The sequence below is a fragment of the Streptomyces sp. NPDC048417 genome (genome assembly GCF_040651615.1).
In the GTDB taxonomy this organism is placed as follows: domain Bacteria; phylum Actinomycetota; class Actinomycetes; order Streptomycetales; family Streptomycetaceae; genus Streptomyces.
The window spans coordinates 22313-48483 of record NZ_JBEZKI010000019.1; the positions used below are offsets into that span (position 1 = coordinate 22313).

Annotated in this window: 19 protein-coding genes and 1 pseudogene; 10 read left to right on the forward strand and 10 right to left on the reverse strand. The window is 71.2% G+C overall.

Annotated features, from left to right (window positions below; translation table 11 throughout):
* Nucleotides 1-55: 55 nt before the first annotated feature.
* The 3 genes from AB0D59_RS28355 to metH all read right to left on the reverse strand — a co-directional run bounded on the left by AB0D59_RS28355 (nt 56) and on the right by metH (nt 6460).
* A complete protein-coding gene (locus AB0D59_RS28355; protein WP_362571005.1) occupies nt 56-1660 on the reverse strand; it encodes an ABC transporter substrate-binding protein in 1605 nt (534 codons plus the stop codon).
* A 422-nt stretch (nt 1661-2082) separates the two neighbouring features.
* Nucleotides 2083-2784 (reverse strand): HAD family phosphatase, encoded by a 702-nt coding sequence (locus AB0D59_RS28360; RefSeq protein ID WP_362571008.1) that lies wholly within the window; start codon nt 2782-2784, stop codon nt 2083-2085.
* 160 nt (nt 2785-2944) lie between these two features.
* Nucleotides 2945-6460, reverse strand: coding sequence for a methionine synthase (gene metH, locus AB0D59_RS28365; RefSeq protein ID WP_362571011.1), 3516 nt, complete (start codon nt 6458-6460; stop codon nt 2945-2947).
* A gap of 377 nt (nt 6461-6837) precedes the next feature.
* Between metH and AB0D59_RS28370 the strand changes: the two genes are divergently transcribed.
* From AB0D59_RS28370 to AB0D59_RS28400, 7 genes and pseudogenes are all read left to right on the forward strand, one after another.
* Nucleotides 6838-7602 carry an IclR family transcriptional regulator gene (locus AB0D59_RS28370; RefSeq protein ID WP_362571014.1) on the forward strand — a complete coding sequence of 255 codons (765 nt, stop codon included), beginning with the start codon at nt 6838-6840 and terminating at the stop codon, nt 7600-7602.
* 376 nt (nt 7603-7978) lie between these two features.
* Entirely contained in the window at nt 7979-8773 is a 795-nt protein-coding gene (locus tag AB0D59_RS28375) for an MIP/aquaporin family protein (protein ID WP_362571017.1), read from the forward strand.
* 81 nt (nt 8774-8854) lie between these two features.
* Nucleotides 8855-10393, forward strand: coding sequence for a glycerol kinase GlpK (glpK, locus tag AB0D59_RS28380; RefSeq protein ID WP_362571020.1), 1539 nt, complete (start codon nt 8855-8857; stop codon nt 10391-10393).
* Nucleotides 10394-10446: 53 nt separating this feature from the next.
* Nucleotides 10447-12063 (forward strand): glycerol-3-phosphate dehydrogenase/oxidase, encoded by a 1617-nt coding sequence (locus AB0D59_RS28385; RefSeq protein WP_362571022.1) that lies wholly within the window; start codon nt 10447-10449, stop codon nt 12061-12063.
* Nucleotides 12064-12243: 180 nt separating this feature from the next.
* Nucleotides 12244-12351, forward strand: a pseudogene (locus AB0D59_RS28390) (SMI1/KNR4 family protein); the annotation flags it as partial.
* 227 nt (nt 12352-12578) lie between these two features.
* A complete protein-coding gene (locus tag AB0D59_RS28395) occupies nt 12579-13250 on the forward strand; it encodes a FadR/GntR family transcriptional regulator (RefSeq protein WP_362571024.1) in 672 nt (223 codons plus the stop codon).
* 163 nt (nt 13251-13413) lie between these two features.
* Complete coding sequence (locus AB0D59_RS28400) at nt 13414-14457, forward strand: PAC2 family protein (RefSeq protein WP_362571027.1); 1044 nt, start codon at nt 13414-13416, stop codon at nt 14455-14457.
* 60 nt (nt 14458-14517) lie between these two features.
* Here the strand turns inward: AB0D59_RS28400 and AB0D59_RS28405 are convergent, their stop codons facing one another.
* The 5 genes from AB0D59_RS28405 to AB0D59_RS28425 all read right to left on the reverse strand — a co-directional run bounded on the left by AB0D59_RS28405 (nt 14518) and on the right by AB0D59_RS28425 (nt 19174).
* Nucleotides 14518-15456, reverse strand: coding sequence for a superoxide dismutase (locus AB0D59_RS28405; protein ID WP_362571029.1), 939 nt, complete (start codon nt 15454-15456; stop codon nt 14518-14520).
* Nucleotides 15457-15676: 220 nt separating this feature from the next.
* Entirely contained in the window at nt 15677-16906 is a 1230-nt protein-coding gene (gene mshC, locus AB0D59_RS28410) for a cysteine--1-D-myo-inosityl 2-amino-2-deoxy-alpha-D-glucopyranoside ligase (RefSeq protein WP_362571032.1), read from the reverse strand.
* 103 nt (nt 16907-17009) lie between these two features.
* The gene (locus AB0D59_RS28415; protein ID WP_362571035.1) at nt 17010-17825 is read right to left on the reverse strand and encodes an SCO1664 family protein; all 816 of its coding nucleotides are present in this window, start codon (nt 17823-17825) and stop codon (nt 17010-17012) included.
* Nucleotides 17789-18379: a DUF3090 domain-containing protein gene (locus AB0D59_RS28420; RefSeq protein WP_362571038.1), complete on the reverse strand. Its 591-nt coding sequence runs from the start codon at nt 18377-18379 to the stop codon at nt 17789-17791. The genes AB0D59_RS28415 and AB0D59_RS28420 overlap by 37 nt, the downstream gene beginning before the upstream one ends.
* A gap of 108 nt (nt 18380-18487) precedes the next feature.
* Nucleotides 18488-19174, reverse strand: coding sequence for a histidine phosphatase family protein (locus AB0D59_RS28425; protein ID WP_351700140.1), 687 nt, complete (start codon nt 19172-19174; stop codon nt 18488-18490).
* 173 nt (nt 19175-19347) lie between these two features.
* Here AB0D59_RS28425 and corA point away from each other — a divergent pair, with 173 nt between their 5' ends.
* The gene (corA, locus tag AB0D59_RS28430) at nt 19348-20352 is read left to right on the forward strand and encodes a magnesium/cobalt transporter CorA (protein ID WP_362571041.1); all 1005 of its coding nucleotides are present in this window, start codon (nt 19348-19350) and stop codon (nt 20350-20352) included.
* A 31-nt stretch (nt 20353-20383) separates the two neighbouring features.
* Here the strand turns inward: corA and AB0D59_RS28435 are convergent, their stop codons facing one another.
* Both AB0D59_RS28435 and AB0D59_RS28440 read right to left on the reverse strand, forming a co-directional pair.
* Nucleotides 20384-21172: a ferritin-like domain-containing protein gene (locus AB0D59_RS28435; protein WP_362571044.1), complete on the reverse strand. Its 789-nt coding sequence runs from the start codon at nt 21170-21172 to the stop codon at nt 20384-20386.
* A gap of 228 nt (nt 21173-21400) precedes the next feature.
* The gene (locus AB0D59_RS28440) at nt 21401-22456 is read right to left on the reverse strand and encodes an LLM class F420-dependent oxidoreductase (RefSeq protein WP_362571046.1); all 1056 of its coding nucleotides are present in this window, start codon (nt 22454-22456) and stop codon (nt 21401-21403) included.
* Nucleotides 22457-22711: 255 nt separating this feature from the next.
* Between AB0D59_RS28440 and AB0D59_RS28445 the strand changes: the two genes are divergently transcribed.
* Nucleotides 22712-23695, forward strand: coding sequence for an aldo/keto reductase (locus AB0D59_RS28445; protein WP_362571049.1), 984 nt, complete (start codon nt 22712-22714; stop codon nt 23693-23695).
* Entirely contained in the window at nt 23692-26106 is a 2415-nt protein-coding gene (locus AB0D59_RS28450) for a helix-hairpin-helix domain-containing protein (RefSeq protein WP_362571052.1), read from the forward strand. The genes AB0D59_RS28445 and AB0D59_RS28450 overlap by 4 nt, the downstream gene beginning before the upstream one ends.
* The last annotated feature ends 65 nt before the right edge of the window (nt 26107-26171 follow it).

Sequence of the window (26171 nt, forward strand, 5' to 3'; positions counted from 1 at the left end):
AAGGGCGCCCCCTCTCCGTGGAGAGGGGGCGCCCTTCGCGTCGTGTGACCGGTCGTCAGCTGCTGGAGCCGCGGCCGAGCTCCCACAGCTGGAGGCTGGCGGAGGAGTTGAGGGCGTAGGCGACGCCCGTGATGTCGTCGCGGGCGGCGACGAACTGCTTGCCCTGCCACAGCGGCAGCACCGGGACGTCGTCGGCGACGTCGTCCTGGATCTCGGTCAGGCTGCCGGTGGCGCTGGCCCGGTCGGCCTCGCGGCGGGACTCCGGGATCAGCGTGTTGATGATCCGGTTGTTGGTGTAGGGCGACTTGAGGAAGTTGTCCTTGTCGAGGAACGGCGCGAGGAAGTTGTCGGCGTCCGGGAAGTCGGGGAACCAGCCCATGCCGTAGACGTCGTAGTCGCCCTTGCGTTCGGCCGTCTGGTACGTCGCCCAGGGGGTGCCCTCGACGCTGACGTCGAACAGGCCGGTGTCGTTGAGCTGCTGCTTGAGGACCTCGAACTCCTGCTTGGTGGCCGGACCGTAGTGGTCGGTCGTGTAGTGCAGCGTGAGCTTCACCGGGGTGGTGATGTTCGCCGCGGTCAGCAGGCTCTTGGCCTTGGAGACGTTCGGGTCTCCGTACTTGTTGAAGAAGGAGTTGGAGTGGCCGGTCACGGAGGCCGGGACCAGCGAGTACAGCGGCTCGGCCTGGGTGCCGTACACCTTGGCGACGAGTTCGTCGCGGTTGATGACCTGGGCCATGGCCTGGCGGACGGCCTTGGACTTGACCGTGGGCGCGTCGGTGTTGAAGCCGAGGTAGCGGATCTCCAGGCCGGACATCTCGACGAGGTCGACGTTGGCGTCGTCGCCGGTGTCGAGCTTCTTGATCTGGGACGGCGACATGGTGCGGGTCATCAGGTCGATGTCGCCCTTGTTGATCGCCTCGCCCATGGCGGCGGCGTCCTTGTACGAGCGCATGACGACCTGCTCGTTGTTCACCTTCACGCTGCCCTTGTAGTTCGGGTTCTTGGTGAAGGTGGCCGAGACCAGCTCGTCGTTCTTGACGTCGGCCTTGAAGGTGTAGGGGCCGGAACCGTCGATGTCGAAGCCGTCGCGGAGCTTGTCCTTCTCGTAGTCCTTCGGGTTCACGATGCCCGCGACCGGGGTGGACAGCTTGTACGGGAAGGTGGCGTCGGCGGCCTTGAGGTGGAAGATGACCTCGCGGTCGCCCTGCGTCTCGATGGTGTCGATGTTCGAGAGGAGGGCGTAGACGCCGGTGTCGGACTTGATCCGCAGGGCGCGCTGCATGGACCACTTGACGTCCTCGGCGGTGACGGCGTTGCCGTCGGAGAACTTCAGGCCCTCGCGCAGCTTGCAGGCGTAGCGCTCGCTGCCGCTGTCGGTGAAGGAGCAGCTCTCGGCGGCGTCGGGGACCGGGTCGCCCTCGCCCTTGGGCTGACTCATCAGGGTCTGCACCGTCTGACGCAGGATGTTCCAGCCGCCGACGTCGTAGGAATACGCGGGATCGACCGGCGCCGGGGCGTCCTTCGTGGCGGTGAACCCGTCGGTGGTGCCGACGACGATCGCGCCGTCACTCGCGCTGCCACTGTCGGATCCACCGCACGCGGCGAGAACCGGAGTGAGCAGGCCGATCACAGCCGGCAGCACCAAAGTCTTGCGGTTCATGCTCGAAGTTCTCCAGAGCTGTTCGAGTCCGTGTATCCGGCATGCAGGGGTGTCGAAGCGGACCACGGGGGTAACGGCGATGTTCTCGCGATGAGATTAGTCCGCGCCCGCAGGAGGGTTCACGGGCGCATGAGTTGAGGTCCCATCACTCAGTGGAACCGGCTGTGGACAGACCGAAAACCCGACGGCGGCAGGATTAGTGCAGCGTCTCCCCAATCGGGACACAAGGGCGCCTGAATTCCCCCCGATCAGGGGGAAGCGGCACACCCGGGCAACGTTGTCGACCCCCGTGCACGTGGGGAACGTCACATGCCCAATGACGGGGGCGGGTATCGGAATTCAGCCGCTTGAACAGTTGCGAATTCCGTTGAATGACCTACGCCGGGATTTCACCCAATGCTGTTCGCACGCTGGGTGAACGGCTAGCGCATTTCCGTCATCAGTCCGCGTAGGAATGCCAGGTCGACCTCTTCCAGGGAGGTGACCACGGTGCGCCGCTCGGCCGGGGCGATAGGCGCGACGGACGGTACGGCGACCACCTGGCACCCGGCGGCCTCGGCCGCGGCGACACCGGTGGCGGTGTCCTCGACGACCGCGCATCTGGCCGGATCGACCCCGAGGCCGGCGGCGGCGAGCAGATACGGGTCCGGATAGGGCTTGGTGCGGGAGACCTCGTCGCCGGCGATGGACAGGGTGAAGTGCTGGGTGCCCAGCGAGATCAGGACACGGTCGATGATCCGCCGGTGCGAGGCGGAGACCAGGGCGGTGGGGATCTGCTGCTCGTGGAGTTCGGCGAGCAGCCGCTTGGCGCCCGGCATCAGCGGCAGCGCGGTGCCGATGCGCTGCTCGAAGCCGTCGTTGAGCAGCACGCTGAGTTCGGCGAGCGTGATGGCCGCTCCGGTGGCCTCGATGAGGAACCCGGCACTGCGGGTCATGGGGCCGCCGACCACGACATGGCGCCAGGACTCGTCGAGGGTGTGGCCGAGGCGGGCGAAGATCTCGACCTCGACGTCCCACCAGAAGCCCTCGGTGTCCACCAGGGTGCCGTCCATGTCGAGGAGCACCGCCTGAAGCGCCGAGCCTTCCGCCGTGCGGGTTCCGAGCGCGGGGACCGTACTGGTCATCCGGGCGCACCTCCTTGAGGGACGACCAGGCCGGTTCCCATGCGGGGAACCGGCCTGCTGTGGACCGACCAGTGTACGACTTATCCGATCAGTGTGCTCTGTGGCACGCGTCTCGGCGCCGCACCGCACACGTACGGCTCAGCGCCGCACACCTGCGGGCTCACCGTGCGTTGAAGTACTTCGCCTCCGGGTGGTGGATCACGATGGCGTCCGTGGACTGCTCGGGGTGGAGCTGGAACTCCTCGGACAGCTGGACGCCGATCCGCTCGGGCTGGAGCAGGTCGGCGATCTTGGCGCGGTCCTCCAGGTTGGGGCAGGCGCCGTAGCCGAGGGAGAAGCGGGCGCCCCGGTACTTCAGGGCGAACATGTCCTCGACGTCGCTCGGGTCCTCGCCGGCGAAGCCCAGCTCCGCACGGACGCGCGCGTGCCAGTACTCGGCGAGTGCCTCGGCCAACTGGACGGACAGGCCGTGCAGTTCGAGGTAGTCGCGGTAGGAGTTGGCCTCGAAGAGCTTGGCGGTCCGCTCACCGATGCGGGAGCCGACGGTGACGACCTGGAGGCCGACCACGTCCGTCTCCCCGGACTCCTCCGGGCGGAAGAAGTCGGCGAGGCACAGCCGGCGGCCGCGACGCTGGCGCGGGAACGTGAACCGGGTGCGCTCGTTGCCGCGTTCGTCCAGGATGATCAGGTCGTCGTCCTTGGAGACGCAGCGGAAGTAGCCGTAGACCACGGCCGCCTCCAGCAGGTTCTCGGTCTGGAGCTGGTCCAGCAGGCCGCGCAGCCGGGGACGGCCTTCGCTCTCCACGAGTTCCTCGTACGAGGGGCCCTCGCCGGTGCGGGCCTGCTTGAGGCCCCACTGGCCCTTGAAGAGGGCGCCCTCGTCGAGCCAGCTCGCGTACTCCTTGAGCTGGATGCCCTTGATGACGCGGGTGTCCCAGAACGGCGGGGTGGGCACCGGGTTGTCGACGGCGACGTCGGAGCGGACGTGGCCCTCCTCGGGCCGCTCCTCGGCCTCGACGGTGGCGGTCGGCCGCACCCGGCGCTGCTTCAGTTCCGGCAGGCTGGCGCCGGGTACTCCGCGCTTGACGCCGATGAGCGCGTCCATCAGGCGCAGGCCCTCGAAGGCGTCGCGGGCGTAGCGGACCTCGCCCTCGTAGATCTCGTGCAGGTCCTGCTCGACATAGGCACGGGTGAGGGCGGCGCCGCCCAGGATCACCGGGTAACTGGCCGCCAGGCCACGCTGGTTGAGCTCCTCCAGGTTCTCCTTCATGATCACCGTGGACTTGACCAGCAGGCCGGACATGCCGATGACGTCGGCCCGGTGCTCGTCGGCGGCCTCCAGGATCGCGGAGACGGGCTGCTTGATGCCGAGGTTGACGACGTTGTAGCCGTTGTTGGACAGGATGATGTCGACGAGGTTCTTGCCGATGTCGTGGACATCGCCGCGCACGGTGGCGAGCACGATGGTGCCCTTGCCCTCGGAGTCCGACTTCTCCATGTGCGGTTCGAGGTAGGCGACCGCGGACTTCATGACCTCGGCGGACTGGAGGACGAACGGCAGCTGCATCTGGCCCGAGCCGAACAGCTCGCCGACGACCTTCATGCCGTCCAGCAGGGTCTCGTTGACGATGTCGAGGGCGGGGCGGTCCTGGAGGGCCGCGTCCAGGTCGGCCTCCAGGCCGTTCTTCTCGCCGTCGATGATGCGGCGCTTGAGGCGCTCCTCCAGCGGGAGGGCGGCCAGTTCCTCGGCCTTGCCGGCCTTGAGGGACTTGGCGGTGGCGCCCTCGAAGAGGGCCATCAGCTTCTGGAGCGGGTCGTAGCCCTCGGCGCGGCGGTCGTAGACCAGGTCGAGGGCGGTCCCCACCTCCTCCTCTGAGAATCGGGCGATCGGCAGGATCTTGCTCGCGTGCACGATCGCCGAGTCCAGGCCCGCCTTGACGCACTCGTCGAGGAAGACGGAGTTCAGCAGGATGCGGGCGGCCGGGTTGAGGCCGAAGGAGATGTTGGACAGGCCGAGCGTGGTCTGGACGTCCGGGTGGCGGCGCTTGAGTTCGCGGATCGCCTCGATGGTGGCGATGCCGTCCCCCCGGGACTCCTCCTGGCCGGTGCAGATGGTGAAGGTCAGGGTGTCGATGAGGATGTCCGACTCGTGGATGCCCCAGTTCCCGGTCAGGTCCTCGATCAGCCGTTCGGCGATCTCGACCTTCTTCTCGGGGGTGCGGGCCTGGCCCTCCTCGTCGATGGTCAGCGCGATCAGCGCGGCGCCGTGCTCGCGCGCCAGCGTGGTGACCTTGGCGAAGCGGGACTCCGGGCCGTCGCCGTCCTCGTAGTTGACGGAGTTGATGACGGCGCGGCCCCCGAGCTTCTCCAGTCCGGCCTGGATGACCGGGACCTCGGTGGAGTCCAGGACGATCGGCAGCGTGGAGGCGGTGGCGAAACGGCCGGCCAGCTCCCGCATGTCGGCGACGCCGTCCCGGCCGACGTAGTCCACGCAGAGGTCCAGCATGTGGGCGCCCTCGCGGATCTGCTCGCGGGCCATCTCCACACAGTCGTCCCAGCGGGCGTCCAGCATGGCCTCGCGGAACTTCTTGGAACCGTTGGCGTTGGTGCGCTCGCCGATGGCCAGGTACGAGGTGTCCTGGCGGAACGGGACGGTCTGGTAGAGGGAGGCGGCGCCGGGCTCGGGGCGCGGGTCGCGCTCGGGCGGGGTGACGCCCCGGACCCGCTCGACGACCTGGCGCAGGTGCTCGGGGGTGGTGCCGCAGCAGCCGCCGATGAGGGAGAGGCCGTAGTCCCGTACGAAGGTCTCGTGGGCGTCGGCCAGCTCGGAGGGGGTGAGCGGGTAGCTGGCGCCGTCCTTGCCGAGGACGGGCAGGCCGGCGTTGGGCATGCACGACAGCGCGATACGGGAGTGCCGGGAGAGGTAGCGCAGGTGCTCACTCATCTCGGCGGGGCCGGTGGCGCAGTTCATGCCGATCATGTCGATGCCGAGCGGCTCCAGCGCGGTGAGCGCGGCACCGATCTCGGAGCCCAGCAGCATGGTGCCGGTCGTCTCGACGGTGACGGAGACGACGATCGGGACGTCCAGGCCGGCGATCTCGCGGGCGCGGTGGGCGCCGATCACGGCGGCCTTGGTCTGGAGCAGGTCCTGAGTGGTCTCCACGATCAGCGCGTCCGCGCCGCCCGCGATCAGGCCCTCGGCGTTCTGCTGGAAGGCGTCGCGGATCGTGGTGTACCCGATGTGACCGAGGGTGGGCAGCTTGGTGCCGGGGCCGATGGAGCCGAGCACCCAGCGCTGGCGGCCGTCGCGGGCGAGATAGCCGTCGGCGGTCTCGCGCGCGATCCGGGCGCCCGCCTCGGAGAGTTCGTAGACGCGCTCGGGGATGTCGTACTCGGCCATCGCCGCGTAGTTGGCGCCGAAGGTGTTGGTCTCGACGCAGTCCACGCCCGCGTCGAAGTACGCCTCGTGGACCGAGCGGACGATGTCGGGGCGGGTCAGGTTCAGGATCTCGTTGCAGCCCTCCAGCTGCTGGAAGTCGTCGAGGGTGGGGTCCTGCGCCTGGAGCATGGTGCCCATGGCTCCGTCGGCGACCACCACCCGTGCGGCGAGCGCCTCTCGGAGCGCGGACACACGGGTCCGGCTGTCGGCGGAAGGGGACGGCGGCAACGAGGCCATGAAGGGCTCCCTTGGATGCGACGGCTGTCGGCTATGCGGTGCGCCGGGCCGGGCCCGGGCGTGGACGCACTGCGCCAGCCTAACCGGGTGTGGGCTTGGATGGGCAGGGCGTCCATGTGGCGGACGAGTGAGAGGGCTGGTGGGGCGGCGGATGGGCGAGTATGTCGCCCACCACGGCGTCCGCGCCGCGCACGGGAACCGCAGGTGAGGTGAGCCACGGGAACCGCACGTGCGGCGGGCACGGACCACGCCTGGTGTAACAGGTGTCGACCGACCATTAGCGGAGAGTCGGCATGGACCGGTAGTGTTCGACATTGCCGAACGACGGTTACGGCAGTCTTACGGCGAAGGTCGTAGGGGACGGAGGCAGGACTGCGATGGCACGGAACATCCAGTCGCTCGAACGGGCGGCCGCGATGCTGCGGCTGCTCGCGGGCGGCGAGCGACGGCTCGGCCTGTCCGACATCGCCTCGTCACTGGGTCTGGCCAAGGGCACCGCGCACGGCATACTGCGCACCCTTCAGCAGGAGGGGTTCGTCGAGCAGGAGGAGGCCTCGGGGCGCTACCAGCTGGGCGCCGAGCTGCTGCGGCTCGGCACCACCTACCTGGACGTGCACGAGCTGCGGGCCCGGGCGCTGGTATGGACGGACGACCTGGCCCGGTCCAGCGGTGAGAGCGTCTACCTGGGCGTTCTCCATCAGCAGGGTGTGCTGATCGTGCACCACGTGTTCCGGCCCGACGACAGCCGGCAGGTGCTGGAGATCGGGGCGATGCAGCCGCTGCACTCCACGGCCCTCGGCAAGGTGCTGTCGGCCTACGACCCGGTGGCACACAGCGAGGCCCTGGAGGCCGACCGCAAGCCGTTCACCGACCGCACGACCTGCGACCTGGACGCTTTCGAACACCTCCTCGACATCACGCGCGCACGGGGATACGCGGCGGACGTGGAGGAGACGTGGGAGGGCGTGGCCTCGGTCGCGGCCCCGATCCACGACCGGCGGCGCATGCCGGTGGGCGCGGTGGGCATCACGGGCGCCGTGGAGCGGCTGTGCAAGGACGGGGAGCTGCAGCCCGAGCTGATCGCCGCGGTGCGCGACTGCGCCCGGGCGGTCTCGCGCGACCTGGGCGCGGGACGGTTCTGACCGCGCTCCACTGATCACCACTGAGGCCGGTCCGCCTGTCGGCGGACCGGCCTCAGTCGTACTCTGATGTGGACAAAACAGAACAAAAGTGGAGTTCAGTGGGGCTGCCGCAGCGGATCCGGGCCGCGATCCCGACAAAGATCGACAACTCACGGCAATCAATAACGATCGCGCTTTCGATAACAGAACTCTTGACGCACACGTAACGCCGGAGCGAGACTCCCGTCCATCGGTCGGCATTGTCGAACACCTACCGGCAATACGCGCTAGAGTGTGACAACGCCAAAGGCCGGATTCGCTCTCACCCACGAGGGCGCCAACACCCCGACGGGACTCGGGGTTCGGCTTCCCTGGACGAAGGACAAAGGAGTCGCGGGTGTCCAGCTCCGACATCTTCATCGGCGAGACCATCGGTACCGCCATACTCATCCTGCTCGGCGGCGGTGTGTGCGCCGCCGTCACGCTCAAGGCCTCCAAGGCCCGTAACGCCGGCTGGCTCGCCATCGCCTTCGGTTGGGGCTTCGCCGTCATGACGGCGGTCTACATCTCCGGACCGCTGTCCGGCGCCCATCTCAACCCGGCCGTCACCGTCGCCCTCGCGATCAAGAACAGCGACTGGAGCAACGTTCCGGTCTACTTCGCCGGCCAGCTGCTCGGCGCGCTGATCGGCGCGACCTTGGTGTGGGTCGCCTACTACGGCCAGTTCCACGCGCACCTGACCGACAAGGAGATCGTCGGCGGTCCGGGCGCGCAGGCCACCACGGCCAAGGCCGTCGAGGCGGAGGAGAAGGGCGCCGGCCCGGTCCTCGGCATCTTCTCCACCGGTCCCGAGATCCGGAACGTGGTGCAGAACCTCGCCACGGAGATCATCGGCACCGTCGTGCTGATCCTGGCGGTCCTCACGCAGGGCCTCAACGACAAGGGCAACGGCCTCGGTGTGCTGGGCGGCCTGATCACCGCCCTGGTGGTCGTCTCCATCGGTCTCTCGCTCGGCGGCCCGACGGGTTACGCCATCAACCCGGCCCGTGACCTCGGCCCGCGTATCGTGCACGCGCTGCTCCCCCTGCCCAACAAGGGCGGTTCCGACTGGAGCTACGCCTGGATCCCGGTGGTCGGTCCGCTGATCGGCGGAGCGATAGCCGCGGGCATCTACAACGTCGCTTTTGCTTAGAAGCAGGCCTCCGCTACCGGCAGAACTCCGCTGAAGCAGCAGACGTACCGCCACACACCACGGATCTTCGAGGAGCACACAGTGACCGACGCCCACACCGCGGGCCCCTTCATCGCCGCGATCGACCAGGGCACGACCTCCAGCCGCTGCATCGTCTTCGACAAGGACGGCCGCATCGTCGCGGTCGACCAGAAGGAGCACGAGCAGATCTTCCCCAAGCCGGGCTGGGTCGAACACAACGCCAACGAGATCTGGACCAACGTCCAGGAAGTCGTCGCCGGGGCCATCCGGAAGGCCGGCATCACCCGCGACGACATCAAGGCCATCGGCATCACCAACCAGCGCGAGACCACCGTGCTGTGGGACAAGAACACCGGTGAGCCCGTCCACAACGCCATCGTCTGGCAGGACACCCGCACCGACGCCCTCTGCCGGGAGCTCGGCCGCAACGTCGGCCAGGACCGCTTCCGCCGCGAGACCGGCCTCCCGCTGGCCTCCTACTTCGCCGGCCCCAAGGCCCGCTGGCTGCTCGACAACGTCGACGGCCTCAAGGAGCGCGCCGAGGCCGGCGACATCCTCTTCGGCACCATGGACTCCTGGGTCATCTGGAACCTGACCGGCGGGACCGACGGCGGCCGGCACGTCACCGACGTCACCAACGCCTCCCGCACCCTGCTGATGAACCTGCACACCATGCAGTGGGACGAGAAGATCGCCGAATCCATCGGCGTCCCGCTGCAGATCCTGCCCGAGATCCGGTCCTCCGCCGAGGTGTACGGCGAGGTCACCGGCGGCAGCCTCGGCGAGCTGCTCGGCGGCATCCCGGTCGCCTCCGCGCTCGGCGACCAGCAGGCGGCCCTGTTCGGCCAGACCTGTTTCTCCGAGGGCGAGACCAAGTCCACCTACGGCACCGGCACCTTCATGGTGATGAACACCGGCACCAAGATCATCAACTCCTACGCGGGCCTGCTGACCACGGTCGGCTACAAGATCGGCGACCAGCCGACCGTGTACGCGCTGGAGGGCTCGATCGCCGTCACCGGCTCGCTGGTGCAGTGGATGCGCGACCAGATGGGCCTGATCTCCACCGCGGCCGAGATCGAGACGCTCGCGCTCTCGGTCGAGGACAACGGCGGCGCCTACTTCGTGCCGGCCTTCTCCGGTCTGTTCGCTCCGCACTGGCGCTCGGACGCCCGCGGTGTCATCGCCGGCCTGACCCGGTACGTCACCAAGGCGCACCTGGCCCGCGCCGTCCTGGAAGCCACCGCCTGGCAGACCCGCGAGATCGCGGACGCCATGGTGAAGGACTCCGGCGACGAGCTGGTGACCCTCAAGGTCGACGGCGGCATGACCTCCAACAACCTGCTGATGCAGACGCTCTCCGACGTCCTCGACGCACCCGTGGTGCGCCCGATGGTCGCCGAGACCACCTGTCTCGGCGCCGCCTATGCCGCCGGCCTCGCCGTCGGCTTCTGGTCCAGCACCGACGAACTGCGCGCCAACTGGCGCCGGGCCGCCGAGTGGACCCCCCACATGGACGCGGAGACCCGCGACCGTGAGTACAAGAACTGGCTCAAGGCCGTCGAGCGGACCATGGGCTGGATCGACGACGAGAGCTGACGAGAGCGAGCGCGCTCTCACGATCGAGCTCTGACGAGGAGTAAGAACCCGACATGACCAGTCAGTCCACCCTGCAGTCCGTGCCTGCCCTGGGAACGCACCCGGCCTCCGGCTCGCTTCCGAGCCGGGCCGAGACCAGGGAGCAGCTCTCCAAGGCGTCGTACGACCTTCTTGTGATCGGCGGCGGCATCCTGGGCATCTCCACCGCCTGGCACGCCGCGCAGTCCGGTCTCAGGGTGGCCCTGGTCGACGCCGGCGATTTCGCCGGCGCCACCTCCTCCGCCTCCTCCAAGCTCCTCCACGGCGGTCTGCGCTACCTGCAGACCGGCGCGGTGAAGCTGGTGGCGGAGAACCACTTCGAACGCCGTGCGGTCTCCCGCCAGGTGGCCCCCCACCTGGCGAACCCGCTCACGTTCTACCTCCCCGTGTACAAGGGCGGTCCGCACGGCGCGGCGAAGCTCGGGGCGGGCGTGTTCGCCTACTCCGCGCTCTCCGCGTTCGGTGACGGCGTCGGCCACCTGCTCTCGCCCGCGCGGGCGCAGCGGGACGTGCCGGAGCTGCGCACCGAGAACCTCAAGGCCGTGGCCGTGTACGGCGACGACCAGATGAACGACGCGCGCATGGCGCTGATGACGGTCCGCGCGGCCGTCGAGGCGGGCGCGGTCGTCCTCAACCACGCCCAGGTCACCGGCCTGCGCTTCACCAAGGGCCGGGTGACCGGCGCCGACCTCAAGGACGCGGTCTCCGGCGAGGAGTTCGGCGTCAACGCCCGGCTGGTGCTCAACGCGACCGGCCCCTGGGTCGACCACCTGCGCCGGCTGGAGGACCCGAACGCGGCCCCGTCCATCCGCCTGTCGAAGGGCGCGCACCTGGTCCTGAAGCGGACGGCCCCGTGGAAGGCCGCCCTCGCGACCCCCATCGACAAGTACCGGATCACCTTCGCCCTCCCCTGGGAGGACATGCTCCTGCTCGGCACCACCGACGAGGAGTACGAGGGCGACCCGGCGGACGTCTCCGTCACCGAGAAGGACATCGCCCAGATCCTGGACGAGGCCGCGTTCTCGGTCCGGGACCAGCAGCTCCGGCGCGACCTGATCACCTACTCCTTCGCGGGCCTGCGGGTGCTGCCGGGCGGCCCCGGCGACACCGCGAAGGCCAAGCGGGAGACCGTGGTCACCGAGGGCAAGGGCGGCATGCTGTCCGTCGCGGGCGGCAAGTGGACCACGTTCCGGCACATCGGCCGTACGGTGATGGAGAAGCTGGAGGCGCTGCCGGGGCACCCGCTGGGCGACGACTTCGAGCCGATCGCCTCGCTGCCGAAGAAGCTGCCGCTGCCCGGCGTCGCCAACCCCCGGGCGGTCGCCCACCGGCTGCTGGTGGACAGCCCGGCCCCCGGCCCGCGCATGGCCGCCGACACGGCCAAGCACCTGGCCACCCACTACGGTTCGCTGGCCTTCGACATAGCCCGGCTCGCCAACGAGCACCCGGACCTGGCCGAACGGGTCCACCCGGACGCCCCGGAGATCTGGGCGCAGGTCGTGTGGGCCCGGGACAACGAGTGGGCCGAGACGACGGACGACGTGCTGCGCCGGCGTACCACCCTGACGATCCGCGGCCTGGCCACGGACGACGTCAAGGCCAAGGTCCAGGACCTGCTCGACAAGAAGTGACCCGCCGCGAGGCGGACGAGATACGGGCGGTGCGCCGGGTCCCCTGACCGGTCCGGCAGCCGCTGGAGTCGGCCCCGCCGTACCGGGGTCGGGTCTGCGAAGGGGCGGCTCCTCTCCCCTGGGGAGCCGCCCCCTTCGCGCGCCCGTTGTCAGTGCCGCACATGGCTGATCGACGGCGAGGGCGCGATGCCGTTCGGCGCGGAGTTCGGGTCCACCACGGCCGTGCCGGGCTTCACCGGCTGGGTGCGGCACTGGGCGTCCGGCAGGGAGTGGTTCGACGCGGAGTGAGACCGCCGCCCGGCGGCCACCTGTGCGTACAACCCGCACCGGGAGGTCGTCGCGGCCGGTGTCGAACGCGGTGCGGTGGTGCCCTGGGAAGCGCTGCGGCCGCCGGCGGCCGAGAGCGGGGCGCTCACCGGTCCCGGCCGGTGCCCGGCACCACGGTCTGACGGTGGCCTGACCAGGTCGCATAATGTGGCTGAGACATCGGATGTCTCAGCGACAAGGAGGCCGGTATGGCAGTCACCGATGAGGCGATCGAGAAGATCAAGGACATGATCGTCTCCGGTGCGCTGCGCCCCGGTGACCGGTTGCCGAAGGAGAGCGAACTCGCCGCCGAACTCGGCCTGTCCCGCAACTCGTTGCGGGAGGCGGTGCGCGCCCTGTCGCTGATCCGGATCCTGGACGTACGGCAGGGCGACGGCACCTACGTGACCAGCCTGGACCCGCAACTGCTCCTGGAGGCGATGAGCTTCGTCGTCGACTTCCACCGTGACGACACGGTCCTGGAGTTCCTCGCGGTGCGCCGGATCCTGGAGCCGGCCGCGACCGCGATGGCCGCCTCCCGGATCAGCGAGCAGCAACTGAACGCGCTGACAGCCCAGTTGGACGCGCTGGGTGCCGCGCCCTCGGTGGAGGAGCTGGTCGCCTGCGACCTGGAGTTTCACCGGGGCATCGTGCAGAGCTCCGGGAACTCGGTGCTCTGCTCGCTGCTTGACGGGCTGTCCGGGCCGACCACCCGGGCCCGGATCTGGCGCGGGCTGACCCAGGAGGACGCGGTCGCCCGGACCCTGCGCGAGCACCGGGCGATCCTGGCCGCGCTGCGCGACCGGGACGCGGAGGCGGCCCGCTCCTGGGCGACCGTGCACATCGCGAGCGTGGAGCAGTGGCTGCGCAGCAGCCTGTGAAGCGCTTACTGCCCGTGAGCGGTTCCTCGCCGAATCGGGGTGTTCGAGGGCGGCGAACGGGGCAGTGATCCGTTCACTCCCCCGTGCAAGGGGGCTGCGGGCGCCCCCGCCGGACGCCGTAAGGTTGGGGCGTACGCGAGGGTACGTCGGAAGGAGGCGCTGGGTGATCGAGCTGGAGGGGGTTCCCGAGCTGATCGACCCAGTCATGGTGGCCGCGTTCGAAGGCTGGAACGATGCCGGCGACGCCGCCTCCACCGCGGTCGCGCATCTGGAGCGGGAATGGAAGGGCGAGGTGTTCGCGGCCCTGGACGCCGAGGACTACTACGACTTCCAGGTGAACCGCCCCACGGTGTGGATGGACGCCGGCGTGCGCAAGATCACGTGGCCGACCACACGGCTGTCGGTGGTCCGGGTCGGCGGCGACAAGCCGCGCGACCTGGTGCTGGTGCGGGGCATCGAGCCGTCCATGCGCTGGCGCTCGTTCTGCAACGAGCTCCTCGGCTTCGCCCACGAACTGGGCGTGGAGCTGGTGGTCGTCCTGGGCGCCCTGCTCGGTGACACCCCGCACACGCGTCCGGTGCCGGTCAGCGGGGTCACGTCCGACCCGGATCTGGCCCAGCGGATGGACCTGGAGGAGACCAAGTACGAGGGTCCGACGGGCATCGTCGGCGTCCTCCAGGAGGCCTGCACGCACGCGGGCGTCCCGGCGGTCTCGCTCTGGGCGGCCGTCCCGCACTACGTCTCCCAGCCGCCCAACCCGAAGGCCACGCTGGCGCTGCTGAACCGCCTGGAGGACCTGCTCGACCTGCGGATCCCGCTGGGCGAGCTGGCCGAGGACGCGCGCGCCTGGCAGGTCGGGGTGGACCAGCTGGCCGCCGAGGACACCGAGGTCGCGGAGTACGTGCAGACGCTGGAGGAGGCCCGGGACACCGCCGAACTGCCGGAGGCGTCGGGCGAGGCGATCGCTCGTGAGTTCGAGCGCTATCTGCGGCGCCGGGATGTGAACCCGCCGCCCGGCGGCCACGCCACGGCGGACGGCACCGACAGCGCGTCGTACCTGCGGGACAACCCGAGCGGCAAGACCCGGCCGCCCAGACCCCCGAAGCCCGACACGCCCGGGAACCCGGGGAATCCCGCGGACACCGACGACTCCGCGGACTCCGACGAGGACCTGGGCCCGGAGGGCGGGGACACCTCCGAGGACTGACCGAGGGCCGGACGAGGGGCGGTACGCGTGACGCGTACCGCCCCTTCTTCCTGTCACGCCTCAGGCGTCGACCACGGTGACGGAGTACGTCGTGCCGGGCGTCGGCGCGGTCGTGAAGCGGGCGTTGGGCAGATAGAGCCGGCCGCCGTACGCGGCGACCGTGGTCGGGACGTCGAAGGCCGGGTCGGTGATCCGCCGTTGGAAGACCCCGCCGCGGCCGTCCGGGGCCAGCCGGAAGACGTCGATGGCGTTCTGCCGGTTCTGGACGGCGTACAGCGTGCGCCCGCGGACCAGCAGGCCGTCGCCGTTGCCGAGCGGGGCCGCGTCGCCCAGGTCGACGGTCTCGGTGACGCCGGTGCGCGGGTCGACGCGGTGCAGCAGGCCGACCCCTCCTTGGACGACGAGGAGTGCGGAGCCGTCGGGGGTGCGGGCGATGCCGTTGGCGTTGATGGCGCCGTCGGCCGTCTGGCTCCAGTCGCCGGTGAGCGGCAGCCGCACGACGTCCTCGGCGGCCGGCAGCGCGCCGTCCCGGCCGAGCGGGAGGCCGTAGAGCACCGGCTGGTAGGACTCGGTGAACCAGGCGGCGCGCGGGGTCAGCACGACGTCGTTGGCGAAGCTCGGGGTGGCGGTGGCGAGGGTGTAGGAGGCGAGGGTCTCGCCGCTGCGGGCGTCGACCACGCGGGCGCCGAAGCCGCGTGCGGCCACGAACAGCCGTCCGTGGGCGTCGAGTTTGAGGCCGACGGCGGGGGTGCCGGGGCCGGTGGAGACCACCTTGCCGGTGCCGGTGCGCAGGTCGGCGCGGTAGATGGAGCCGTCGGCGAGGGAGCCGAGGTAGGCGTAGGGCCCGGCGCCGATGGTGATGCCCTCCGGCTGCCAGCCGTCGGGGAGGGCGAGGGAAGCGGGGCGGGGGGTCGCGTCGGCGTGGGTGCCTGAGGCGAGGGCGCCGAGGGTTGCCGTGCCGATCGTGAGGAGGCCGCGTCGGCTCAGGGGGTGGGCCACGGGGTGCCTTCCGCGTGGGGACCGACCGGCAGTTGGCCGGTCCGACGGTCAACTGACCGTCGTAGCCCATCACATGTGTCGCACCGAGCACACCGGCGTCGGCCGATCGACAGGACTTCGACAGTTGGGAGTGCGCGTCGAGTCGTTCCCGCGGGTGCGTTGTGGCTGAGCGCGCGGTTCCCCGCGCCCCTGAAGGACAGGAGCGCGGGGCCGGCGTTTCTTAGAGAGCTACGCCCAGCAGCGCGTCCACCGCTCGGGATACGACCCCGGGCGCGCCCGTGTCCGAACCCCCCTGGTCCTGCTGGAGTGCGGCCCAGCGGTCCACCGCCGCCAATGCGGCAGGGGCGTCCAGGTCGTTGCTCAGGGCCTCGCGGATCTCCTCCACCAGGGCCTCGGCCGGCGGGCCGTCCGGGCGGGAGACCGCTGCTCGCCAGCGGTCGAGGCGGGTCACCGCGTCCGCCAGGACCTGGTCGGTCCACTCCCAGTCCGCGCGGTAGTGGTGGGAGAGCAGGGTGAGGCGGATGGCGGCCGGGTCGACGCCGTCACGGCGCAGCTGGGAGACGAAGACCAGGTTGCCCTTGGACTTGGACATCTTCTCGCCGTCGAGGCCGACCATGCCGGCGTGGACGTACGCCTTGGCCATCGGGAACTCGCCGGTGAGCACCTGGGCGTGCGAGGCGCCCATCTCGTGGTGCGGGAAGGCGAGGTCGGAGCCGCCGCCCTGGACGTCGAAGGTCATGCCGAGGTGGTCGAGGGCGATGGCCACGCACTCGATGTGCCAGCCCGGGCGGCCGCGGCCGAGGGAGCCGCCGTCCCAGCTGGGTTCGCCCTCGCGGGCGGCCATCCACAGCATCGGGTCGAGGGGGTTCTTCTTGCCCGGGCGGTCGGGGTCGCCACCGCGCTCGGCGGACAGCAGCCGCATGGCGGCCGCGTCGAGGCCCGAGACCTCGCCGAAGTGCGGGTCGGACTCGACGGAGAAGTAGACGTCGCCTTCGAGTTCGTAGGCGGCGCCGAGGTCGCGCAGCCGCTCGACCAGCGGCACGATGCCGGGTATCGCCTCGACCGCGCCTATGTAGTGCTGCGGGGGCAGCATCCGCAGGGCGGTCATGTCCTCGCGGAAGAGGGCCGTCTCCTTCTCGGCGAGGGCGACCCAGTCGACGCCGTCGCGCTCGGCGCGCTCCAGGAGCGGGTCGTCGACGTCCGTCACGTTCTGGACGTAGTGCACCTGCCGCTTGGTGTCGAGCCACACACGCTGAACCAGGTCGAACGCGTTGTAGGTCGCCGCGTGTCCCATGTGGGTGGCGTCGTACGGGGTGATGCCGCAGACATAGATACGGGCGACGGGACCGGGGTCGAGGGTGACAGGACCGCCGGTCGCGGTGTCGTGGATCCTCAGGTCGCGGCCCTGACCAGGCAGGGCGGGGACCTCGGAAGCGGGCCAGGCATGCATGTACATGAGCGTAACCGGACCCGAGTTCGGTATACGAACCGGACCAGGCCAGATGGCCGGGAAGGCACTCTTGATCTTGCGTCCGTGATGTGCTGCGGGCCGGTCACACGGGCGGCCACGGGATGGCCGGCCACTCTCCGCTCGGTTCCGGGTGCTTTCCGGTGGTGAGCAGCGCGTCGACACGCGCGCGCGTGGCGTCGAGTTCGGCGGTGGTGATCAGCTCGGCCAGCCGGGCCCCCAGAGCCCCGCCGAGGGCCTCACGGAGCCCCTTGAGGGCCTCGACGGCATCTCCGGTGAGCGGCTCCCCCGCCCAGCCCCACAGCAGGGTGCGCAGCTTGTTCTCGGTGTTGAAGGTCACTCCGTGGTCGATGCCGTAGAGCCGCCCCTCGGCGGTGGGCAGCAGATGGCCGCCCTTGCGGTCGGCGTTGTTGATCACGGCGTCGAGGACGGCGAGCCGGCGCAGCCGCTCGTCGTCGGCGTGCACCAGCAGCGCGGTCCTCCCCTCGCCGACCTCGGCGAACCCGATCGCCTTCCAGCCCGGCTCCGGCTCCTCGGCGTCGACCAGGGCGAGCAGGTCGGCGCTCTCGGGGTCTATGTCGATCCAGAGCTGGCACATGCCCTCGCCGTAGGGGCCGTCGCGCAGCACGGTGGGCGGGACGAGGTCCCAGCCGGTGGCCGCGGCGACCTCGTAGGCGGCGACCTCGCGCTGGGCGAGGGTGCCGTCGGGGAAGTCCCACAGCGGGCGTTCCCCGGCGACCGGCTTGTAGACGCAGGACGCTTCCTGGCCGTCGTGCGCGACCGTGCAGAACAGCGCGGCGTTGGAGGCGTCGCGGATGCGGCCGCGTACCTTCAGCTCACCGTGGACGAGCAGTTCGCCGGGGGTCACGCTCCGCGGCGGTATCCGTTCTGGCGCGGACATACGTGTCCTTCCGGGTCGAGCGGGAGGCTGCACAGCGGGCACGGCGGCCGCCCGGCGTTGACGACGTCCAGGGCGCGTTTGGCGAAGGCCCTGGCCTGCGCGCCGGACAGCCGGACCCGCAGCATCGGGGGCCCGTTCTCCTCGTCCTGCAGGAGCCGCTCCTCGGCCTCGGCGAGGTCCTCGTCGGAGTCGGCGTCCAGTTCCACGAGCGCCTGCGCCTCGACGATCATGCGCTCTTCCTCGCCGTCCCAGGCGAGCGCCATGGTGCCGACGCGGAACTCCTCCTCGACGGGGGTGTCCAGCGGGGCGCTGTCGGCGATCTCGGTGGGTGCGACGGCGGGGACGGCCGCGTTGCCGCCGCTGCGCCGGACGACCTCGTCGAGGAGTTCGTCCATGCGTTCGGCGAGCGCGGCCACCTGGGTCTTCTCCAGGGCCACGCTGGTCGTCCGGGGGCCGGCCGTGGCCTGGAGGAAGAACGTACGGCGTCCGGGCAGTCCGACCGTGCCCGCGACGAAGCGGTCCGGCGGATCGTAGAGGAACACCTGACGGGACACGTCCTGTCTCCATGGGAATCGAGAGTGCGTGGGCTCGGAAGGGCGACTGACCGTGCGGGTTGCCGGTCGGCGACTACGTGGATCGCTTCACCCTACTGCGGCTGACGATCACGGCGCGCCGGCACCGCCACCGACCGGGGCGTCTTCCCCGGGAGGTTCCTCGCGGGGGGCAAGGGACGCGAAATCCCCGGTGTCCCCGAGACGAACGAGAAACGGCCGCAGGCGGGTGTAACGGATCGCGGTGATGGAACACGGTTCCACGGAGATCCGCTGGAAGAGGTCGAGATGCAGGCCGAGCGCGTCCGCGACGAGCGACTTGATGATGTCGCCGTGCGAGCACATCAGGTAGACGGCGTCGGAGCCGTGGTCGCGCTCCACGCGCGCGTTCCACTCGCGGACGGCCTCGGCGGCGCGGGTCTGCATGGCGCGCATGGACTCCCCGCCCGGGAAGGCGGCCGCCGACGGGTGCGCCTGCACCACCTCCATCAGCGGCTCGTCCTTGAGTTCGGCGAGCTTGCGGCCGGACCAGTCTCCGTAGTGGGCCTCCCCGATCCGCTCGTCGGTGTGGGCGGTGAGCTCCGGGCGGGCGTCCAGCAGGGGGCGGATCGTCTCCTGGCAGCGCTGCAGGGGGCTGGCGACGACCTCCGAGATCGGCAGCCCGGCGAGCCGGCCGGGCAGCGCGGCGGCCTGGGCGGCTCCGCGCTCGTCGAGGGCGACGCCGGGCGTCCAGCCGGCGAGCAGCCCGGAGGTGTTGGCGGTGGACCGTCCGTGCCTTACGAGGATCAGCGTGGGCATGCGGCCCAGGGTAGGCGTTTGCCCGCCCAAGGCGTGCGCCGGTGGGGAGGGGCCGAACCCGCCCAGCGCGTCGGGGCTCCGTGCGTTCGGCCCCTCGACGCCGGCCGGGGCGGCCCGGAGGCGAGAAACGTCACGGAATGCGGTGCGGGCCGGGCGACGGGACAATACTCTCCGTGATCGTCGACTGTGCCATCTACCGGGACGGGGAGCGGACGGAGACCCCGCAGGACTTCTCCGACGCCCTCGCGGAGGCACGCGCGCGTGGCGACAGTTTCCTCTGGATCGGCCTGTACGAGCCGACGGAACGCGAGTTCGACCTGGTCACCGACGAGTTCGGGCTGCATCCGCTGGCCGTCGAGGACGCCCTGACCGCCCACCAGCGGCCCAAGCTGGAGGTGTACGACGACTCGCTGTTCGTCGTCCTGAAGCCGGTGACGTACGAGCCGAAGAGCGACACGGTGACCTCCGGTGAGCTGATGATCTTCATCGGGGACTCCTTCGTGGTGACTGTGCGCCACGGGACCCCCTCACCGCTCGGGGACATCCGGCGCCACCTCGAAGAGCAGCACGAGTTGCTCAAGCACGGGCCGACGGGAGTGCTGTACTCGATCTCCGACGCGGTCGTCGACAACTACCTGGAGGTCGCGACCGAACTGCAGAACGACCTGGAGGAGCTGGAGGCCGAGGTGTTCTCGCCGAGCGGCGGCAGCTCCCGGCACACCGCGTCGCGGATCTACACCTTCAAGCGGCAGATCCTGGAGTTCCGCCGGTCCACCGTGCCGCTGGCCCTGCCGATGACCAAGCTGGCGGGAGTGGGCCCGTACGGCAGCGGCCTGACGGTGCCCTTCGTGCGCGAGGACGCCCGCCCCTTCTTCCGGGACGTCAACGACCACCTCCTGCGCGTGAACGAGGGCGTGGAGGCCCTGGACCGGCTGGTGTCGGACGTCCTCAGCGCCCATCTCGCGCAGATGAGCGTGCGGCAGAACGACGACATGCGGAAGATCTCCGCGTGGGCGGCCATGGCGGCGGTCCCCACGCTGATCGCGGGGATCTACGGCATGAACTTCGACCACATGCCCGAGCTGCACTGGCTCTGGGGGTACCCGGCGGTGATCCTGGTCATGGCCGCCCTGGAGCTGGTGCTGTACCGGATGTTCAAGCGCCGCGGCTGGATGTGAGGCACTCGCGGCGGCCGGGCGCCCCTTCTGCTCAGGCGAGTTCGGGGGCGGGGGCGGGGGGGCCGCCCAGGGCGTTCCTGCGCTCCGGCATCCGCAGCGACACCATCCGGCGCCAGCCGGCGGCGCGCTCGTAGCCGTAGACGGCGTGGATGGCGAACGCGAGGAGCGCGGACCTGCCCTTCGGCCAGCCGAGGATGCGGCCCATGTGGGCCATGACGGCGAGGCTGACGTCCCGGTAGATCCGGATCTCGGCGAGCGCGCACGCGCGCAGGGTGCGCTGGATCGCGCGGCCGTGCCCGGCGGCCGCGTACCGCAGCAGTTCCTCGTGGCAGTAGGCGAGGTGGCCGTCCTCGTCGTCGGAGATCATCCGCACCGCGCGGCCGAGGTCCGGATGGTCGGCGAAGTGCCTGCGCAGCAGCTCCATCTGCTCCGAGGCGCGCTGCTCGGTGACCCGGCTGTGGGCGAGGTATATGACGATGTCGGCCACGGTGAGCGGCCGGTCGGCCCGGAGTCTGGCGTGGGCGAGCCCGATGCCGTGCCGCTCCAGGAGCATCGTGTAGTCGGTGTCGGGCGGGACCGGGACGGGGGTGAGCCCGCGCTTCTTCATGAGGGTGTTGAAGATGCGCCCGTGCTTGTCCTCGTCGGCGCCGTGGCGGGCGATCTTGGGGGCGAGGTCGCGTTCGCTCTCCGGTACCAGTGCGGCGATCCGCGTGTTCTCCCAGCCGCCCTGCGACTCGCCGCCGGCCGCGATGGAACAGAAGAGCCGGAAGGATTCGTCGTTGTCGAGGATCTCCCGGAACAGACTCTTGGCCGAAAGCATCGTGGGCACCCCTCCGGAGGACTCACCAGACCCGCAGAGAACGAGTCAAATGCCGCATCCGGACGGCTGCAACAGCTGTGCGGACGAACTCGGCCGAACGGAGGAGCCCCGGGGTCACACCGGGGGCGTAACCGCGCGGGCGCGGGCGCGTTGTTCTGGATGACGGCCGTGGCGGGGAAGACCCCCGAGCCCCCACCACGGCCGCGGACTTCTCTCTCGCCGGGGTGCTCAGGCGAGTCCGGCGCGCTCCAGGGCCTCGGCGCCGGCCCGCAGCGAGGCGAGCCGCTCGTCCAGGGCGAACCCGGCGGGCGCGAGGGACAGCGTGGTGACCCCGGCGGCCGCATAGGCCTTCATCCGGTCGGCGATCCGGTCCACGGAACCCAGCAGCGTGGTCTGGTCGATCAGGTCGTGCGGAACGGCGGCCGCGGCCCCGTTCTTGTCCCCGGACAGGTACTTGTCCTGGATCTCGGCGGCCTCCTGCTCGTACCCCATGCGCTGGGCGAGCTGGTTGTAGAAGTTCTGCTTGCGGCTGCCCATGCCGCCGACGTACAGCGCGGTGTACGGCCGGAAGGTGTCGGCGAGCGCGGCCACGTCCTTGTCGTCGCCGACGGCGAGCGGCAGCGTCGGGCAGATGTCGAACCCGTCGAGGGTCCGGCCGGCCTTCTCCCGCCCCGCGCGCAGGTACTTGACGGCCGTCTCCTCCAGGTGCTCGGCGGAGGGGAAGATCAGCAGCGCGCCGTCGGCGATCTCACCGGTCTGCTCCAGGTTCTTCGGCCCGATGGCGGCGATGTAGACGGGGATGTGCTCGCGCTCCGGGTGCACGGTCAGCTTGATCGGCTTGCCGGGACCGCCCGGCAGCGGCAGCGTCCAGTGCTCGCCCTCGTACGACAGCCGCTCGCGGCTCATCGCCCTGCGCACGATCTCCACGTACTCGCGGGTGCGGGAGAGCGGCTTGTCGAACTTGACGCCGTACCAGCCCTCGGAGACCTGCGGGCCGGACACGCCGAGGCCGAGCCGGAAGCGGCCCTTGGACAGCGAGTCGAGTGTCGCAGCGGTCATCGCGGTCATCGCGGGCTGCCGGGCCGGGATCTGGAAGATGGCCGAGCCGACGTCGATGAGCTCGGTCTGGGCGGCGACCCAGCTGAGCACGGTGGCGGCGTCGGAGCCGTAGGCCTCGGCGGCCCAGCAGACGGCGTACCCGAGCCGCTCGGCCTCCTGCGCCACGGCCAGATTGTCCCCGTCCATCCCGGCACCCCAGTAGCCGAGGTTGATCCCGAGCTTCATGGCCGATCCCCTTACCGATCAGTAACGTCGCTGTTGCGGAGACCTTAGCGCGGTCATTTGGCGGGTGGGAGATCGGTCGTGGTCCGGCCGCGGGTCGTGGGGGCCGGTCGCGCCCGCGCGGCGGAGCCGCATATCGGCACTGCCCGGCGCCCCCGGGTGGGTCGGCTCCCGCCTCCCGCAACGCACCGCTGCCTTGTGAAATCGGTTATCCACAGGCAACCCAACGCGCCAGCTCTGGCCAGTAATCTCGCGGGCATGGAGCAGAGGCATCTCGGCCGTACCGGCCTGCGCGTGTCCCGGATCGGGCTCGGCACCCTCACCTGGGGCCGGGACGTCGACGAGCACGACGCCGCGGACATGCTGAAGGCGTTCTGGGAGGCCGGCGGAACCCTCGTCGACACCGCGGACGTGTACGGCGACGGAGAGGCCGAGTACCTGCTCGGACAACTCATAGAAGGGCTGGTGCCGCGCCGGGACCTGGTCATCTCGACCAAGGCGGGCAGCGTCCCCGATCCCGACCGCCGTTTCAACGGATCCCGCGGCCATCTGCTCGCCGCGCTCGACGCCTCCCTGGCCCGCCTAGGCACCGACTACGTCGACGTCTGGCACGTGCACGCCTACGACCCGGACACCCCGCTGGAGGAGACCCTCCAGGCCCTCGACCTGGCCGTGAGCAGCGGCCGCGCCCGGTATGCCGGGGTCTCCAACTTCTGCGGCTGGCAGATCGCGAAGGCGGCGACCTGGCAGCTCGCGGCGCCGGGCACCCGCACCCGGCTGGCCAGCACGCAGCTGGAGTACTCACTGCTCCAGCGGGGCGTGGAGCGCGAGGTGCTGCCCGCCGCTCTCGACCTCGGCATCGGCCTGCTGCCGTCCTCCCCGCTGGGCCGGGGCGTACTGACCGCGAAGTACCGCCACTCCACTCCCCCGGACTCGCGCGGCGCCTCCGAGCATCTGGCGCCGTTCGTCGCGCCGTACCTCGACGACACCGCGACCCGGATCGTGGACGCGGTGCAGACGGCGGCGGACGGGCTCGCCGTGACGCCGCTCCAGGTGGCGCTCGCCTGGGTCCGGGACCGGCCGGGCGTGGCCGCGCCGATCGTCGGCGCGCGCAACGCGCAGCAGCTCACGGGGGCATTGTCAGTGGAGGCGCTTACTCTTCCTGACGAGATCTGCCGGGCGCTCGACGACGTGTCGGCGCCCGTGCACCGCTATCCCGATCACGACTGGAGCACGCTGTGAGCACGGAGCCGGGGCTGGGCGCCACGCCCGAGGCCGACGAGGCCACGACGGCCGGGGGGACGACGGAGGCCGAAGACCTCACCGCCGGCACGGCCGCGGCGAGCGATCCGCAGGCAGCCGGTCCCCGCACGGCGGACACGGGCCGAGCGGGCGATGACAGCGACAGGACCGAGACCGGCGAGCCCGCCACCACGGCCGCGGGCGATGGTGCGGAGGCCGGTGGTGCGGAGGCCGACGGCTCCGCTGCCGCGGGCGCGGCCGGTGATGGGCAGGCCGGCGGTGCGCAGGTCGGCGAGCCCGCCACCGCGGGCGCGGGCGGTGGTGGGGAGGCCGACGATGCACAGGCCGACGGCTCCGCTGCCGCGGTCGCGGGCGGTGATGGGCAGGCCGGCTCGGGTGAGGACGACCCGGCGGGCGCGGCGAAGCAGTCCGAGGCCGAGGCCGAGCTGGCCGCGCAGCGGATCGAGCGGGAGCGGATCGAGCGCCGGAAGGCGGAGAAGAAGGGTCCCATCGAGAGCGGGGCCGGGCTCAGTGGCAAGGCGGCCGACCTGCTCGCGGCGATCCGGGCGGTGGAGAGCGGCGCGCAGCCGGCGGCCACCGTGTTCGCCGCCCCGGAGCCCGCACCGCGCCCGGCGGCCGCCCCGGAGCCGGTGCACAGGCCGCAGCCGGCGCCTGTCGCCGTCGCGCCCGCCACGGAGACGGTCGCGGCGGTCCGGGCGTTGCTGACCGAAGGCGGTGCGCCCGACTCGCTCGCTCCCCAGATCGCCGCCGCCCTCGGTGAGGGCGCGGACACCCTGCTGCGGGAGGACCCCTGGCAGCTGCTGCGGGTCACCGGCGTACGGCCGGACCAGGCGGACGGGTTCGCGCGGGCGCTGCTGGGCGCGGAGTGCGGTCCGGACGACGAGCGTCGGGGCCGGGCCATGACCGGCTGGCTCCTGGAGCAGGCCGCCCTGGCCGGGCACACCGCGCTGGAGATGCCGGCGCTCACCGCCGCGCTGGCCCAGCGGGCGGTGCCCGACCCCGAGGCAGCCGTGCAGAGCGCGATCGCCGAGGGAGACGCGCTGGTCTTCCAGGACGCCCTGGATCCGGGCGCCCCCGAGCCCGAGGACGACGAGGAGGAGCGGCCGGTGCGGGTCCTGGTCGGTCTGGAGCGGTACGCGCTGGCCGAGGAGAGTCTCGCCGACGGACTGGCCCGGCTGGTCAACTCCCTGTCCAAGGACGCCGAGGAGCGCTGGGAGGCAGCCGTCGCGGCGGCCACCGGCGGCGCGGCCGAGCTGGCGGCGGCGGTCGCCGGGCACGGCCTTGTGCTGCACACGGGCGGCGAGGCGGCGCGCGCCGAACCGGCGGCCCTGCTGAGCGCCGCCCGGAGCGCCGGACTGCGTGCCTTCGCCGCCACCCACACCCCGGAGGGACACCGCCGCCTGGCCGCCCTGGCGGCGGACGGCGAGGCGGCCGTCGGCACGGTCGCCGGTCTGCTCTCCGGCGCCGAGGGGCCGGGCCGGGACGCCGAGGGCGCCCTGGACCTCGACCTGCTGATCGTGCTGGACGCGCCCCAGCTGGACGTGGAGGGCGCGGCGATGCTCGTGGAGGCGCTGCCCGACGGGGCCCGGCTGGTGCTGAGCGGGGATCCGGCGGTGCTGTGGTCGGCGGGCCCCGGGCGGGTCTTCGCCGACCTGCTGGCGGCCCGGGTGTGCCCGGGGATCGCCTCGCGCACGCCCGACCCCGGCCCGCTCGGCGAACTGGTCTCCGGGATCGGCGCCGGCGAGCTGACCCAGGTCGAGGCGCCCGGCAAGGAGATCGTGATCGTGCCGGTGCGGGACGCGGGCGAGGCGGTGCACCGGACGGTGCAGCTGGTCGCCGACTCCGTCCCGCGCGCCATCGGCGTCCCCGCCGAACAGACCGTGGTGATCACCCCGGGCCACGGCGGCGCGGCCGGCACCCGCGCCCTCAACGCGGCGCTCAAGGAACGGCTCAATCCGGGCCCCGGCCGCTTCGGCGGCTTCGACCCGGGTGACCGGATCGCCTACTCCCCCACCCCGGGCCGTACGGTCCCGGGCCAGGTGGTGAACGCCGACTCCGACGGACTGCACCTGTCGTGCGCAGGCACGCCCGTGGTCGTACCGAAGGAGCGGGTGGAGCAGGCCGTGCGCCACGGCTGGGCGCTGACCGCCCACCAGGCGGTGGCCGGCCGTTGGCCCGCCGCGGTCGTGGTGCTGCCCGGGGACGCGGCCCAGGCCCTCAGCCGCCCCTGGGTGTACACGGCGTTCAGCCGGGCGGAGCGGCATCTGTCGGTGGTCCACGGCGTGGAACAGGCCCTGCCGAAGGCGGTGGCCGAGACCCTGCCGAAGCCCCGGACGACCCGCCTGCCGCTCCTCCTCAAGACGCAGGCACCGGCGACCGCCGAAGCCTGACCCGGACCCGCCCCTTCTTCTGCTTCTTCTGCGCTGTACCCGCCGTGTCCGGTGACCGGCGGTGC

Coding starts and splice junctions, on each gene's coding strand:
- AB0D59_RS28355 (WP_362571005.1), bottom strand. CDS start 1,660: ATGAACCGCAAGACTTTGGTGCTGCCGGCTGTGATCGGCCTGCTCACT.
- AB0D59_RS28360 (WP_362571008.1), bottom strand. CDS start 2,784: ATGACCAGTACGGTCCCCGCGCTCGGAACCCGCACGGCGGAAGGCTCG.
- metH (WP_362571011.1), bottom strand. CDS start 6,460: ATGGCCTCGTTGCCGCCGTCCCCTTCCGCCGACAGCCGGACCCGTGTG.
- AB0D59_RS28370 (WP_362571014.1), top strand. CDS start 6,838: ATGGCACGGAACATCCAGTCGCTCGAACGGGCGGCCGCGATGCTGCGG.
- AB0D59_RS28385 (WP_362571022.1), top strand. CDS start 10,447: ATGACCAGTCAGTCCACCCTGCAGTCCGTGCCTGCCCTGGGAACGCAC.
- AB0D59_RS28395 (WP_362571024.1), top strand. CDS start 12,579: ATGGCAGTCACCGATGAGGCGATCGAGAAGATCAAGGACATGATCGTC.
- mshC (WP_362571032.1), bottom strand. CDS start 16,906: ATGCATGCCTGGCCCGCTTCCGAGGTCCCCGCCCTGCCTGGTCAGGGC.
- AB0D59_RS28415 (WP_362571035.1), bottom strand. CDS start 17,825: ATGTCCGCGCCAGAACGGATACCGCCGCGGAGCGTGACCCCCGGCGAA.
- AB0D59_RS28425 (WP_351700140.1), bottom strand. CDS start 19,174: ATGCCCACGCTGATCCTCGTAAGGCACGGACGGTCCACCGCCAACACC.
- AB0D59_RS28435 (WP_362571044.1), bottom strand. CDS start 21,172: ATGCTTTCGGCCAAGAGTCTGTTCCGGGAGATCCTCGACAACGACGAA.
- AB0D59_RS28440 (WP_362571046.1), bottom strand. CDS start 22,456: ATGAAGCTCGGGATCAACCTCGGCTACTGGGGTGCCGGGATGGACGGG.
- AB0D59_RS28445 (WP_362571049.1), top strand. CDS start 22,712: ATGGAGCAGAGGCATCTCGGCCGTACCGGCCTGCGCGTGTCCCGGATC.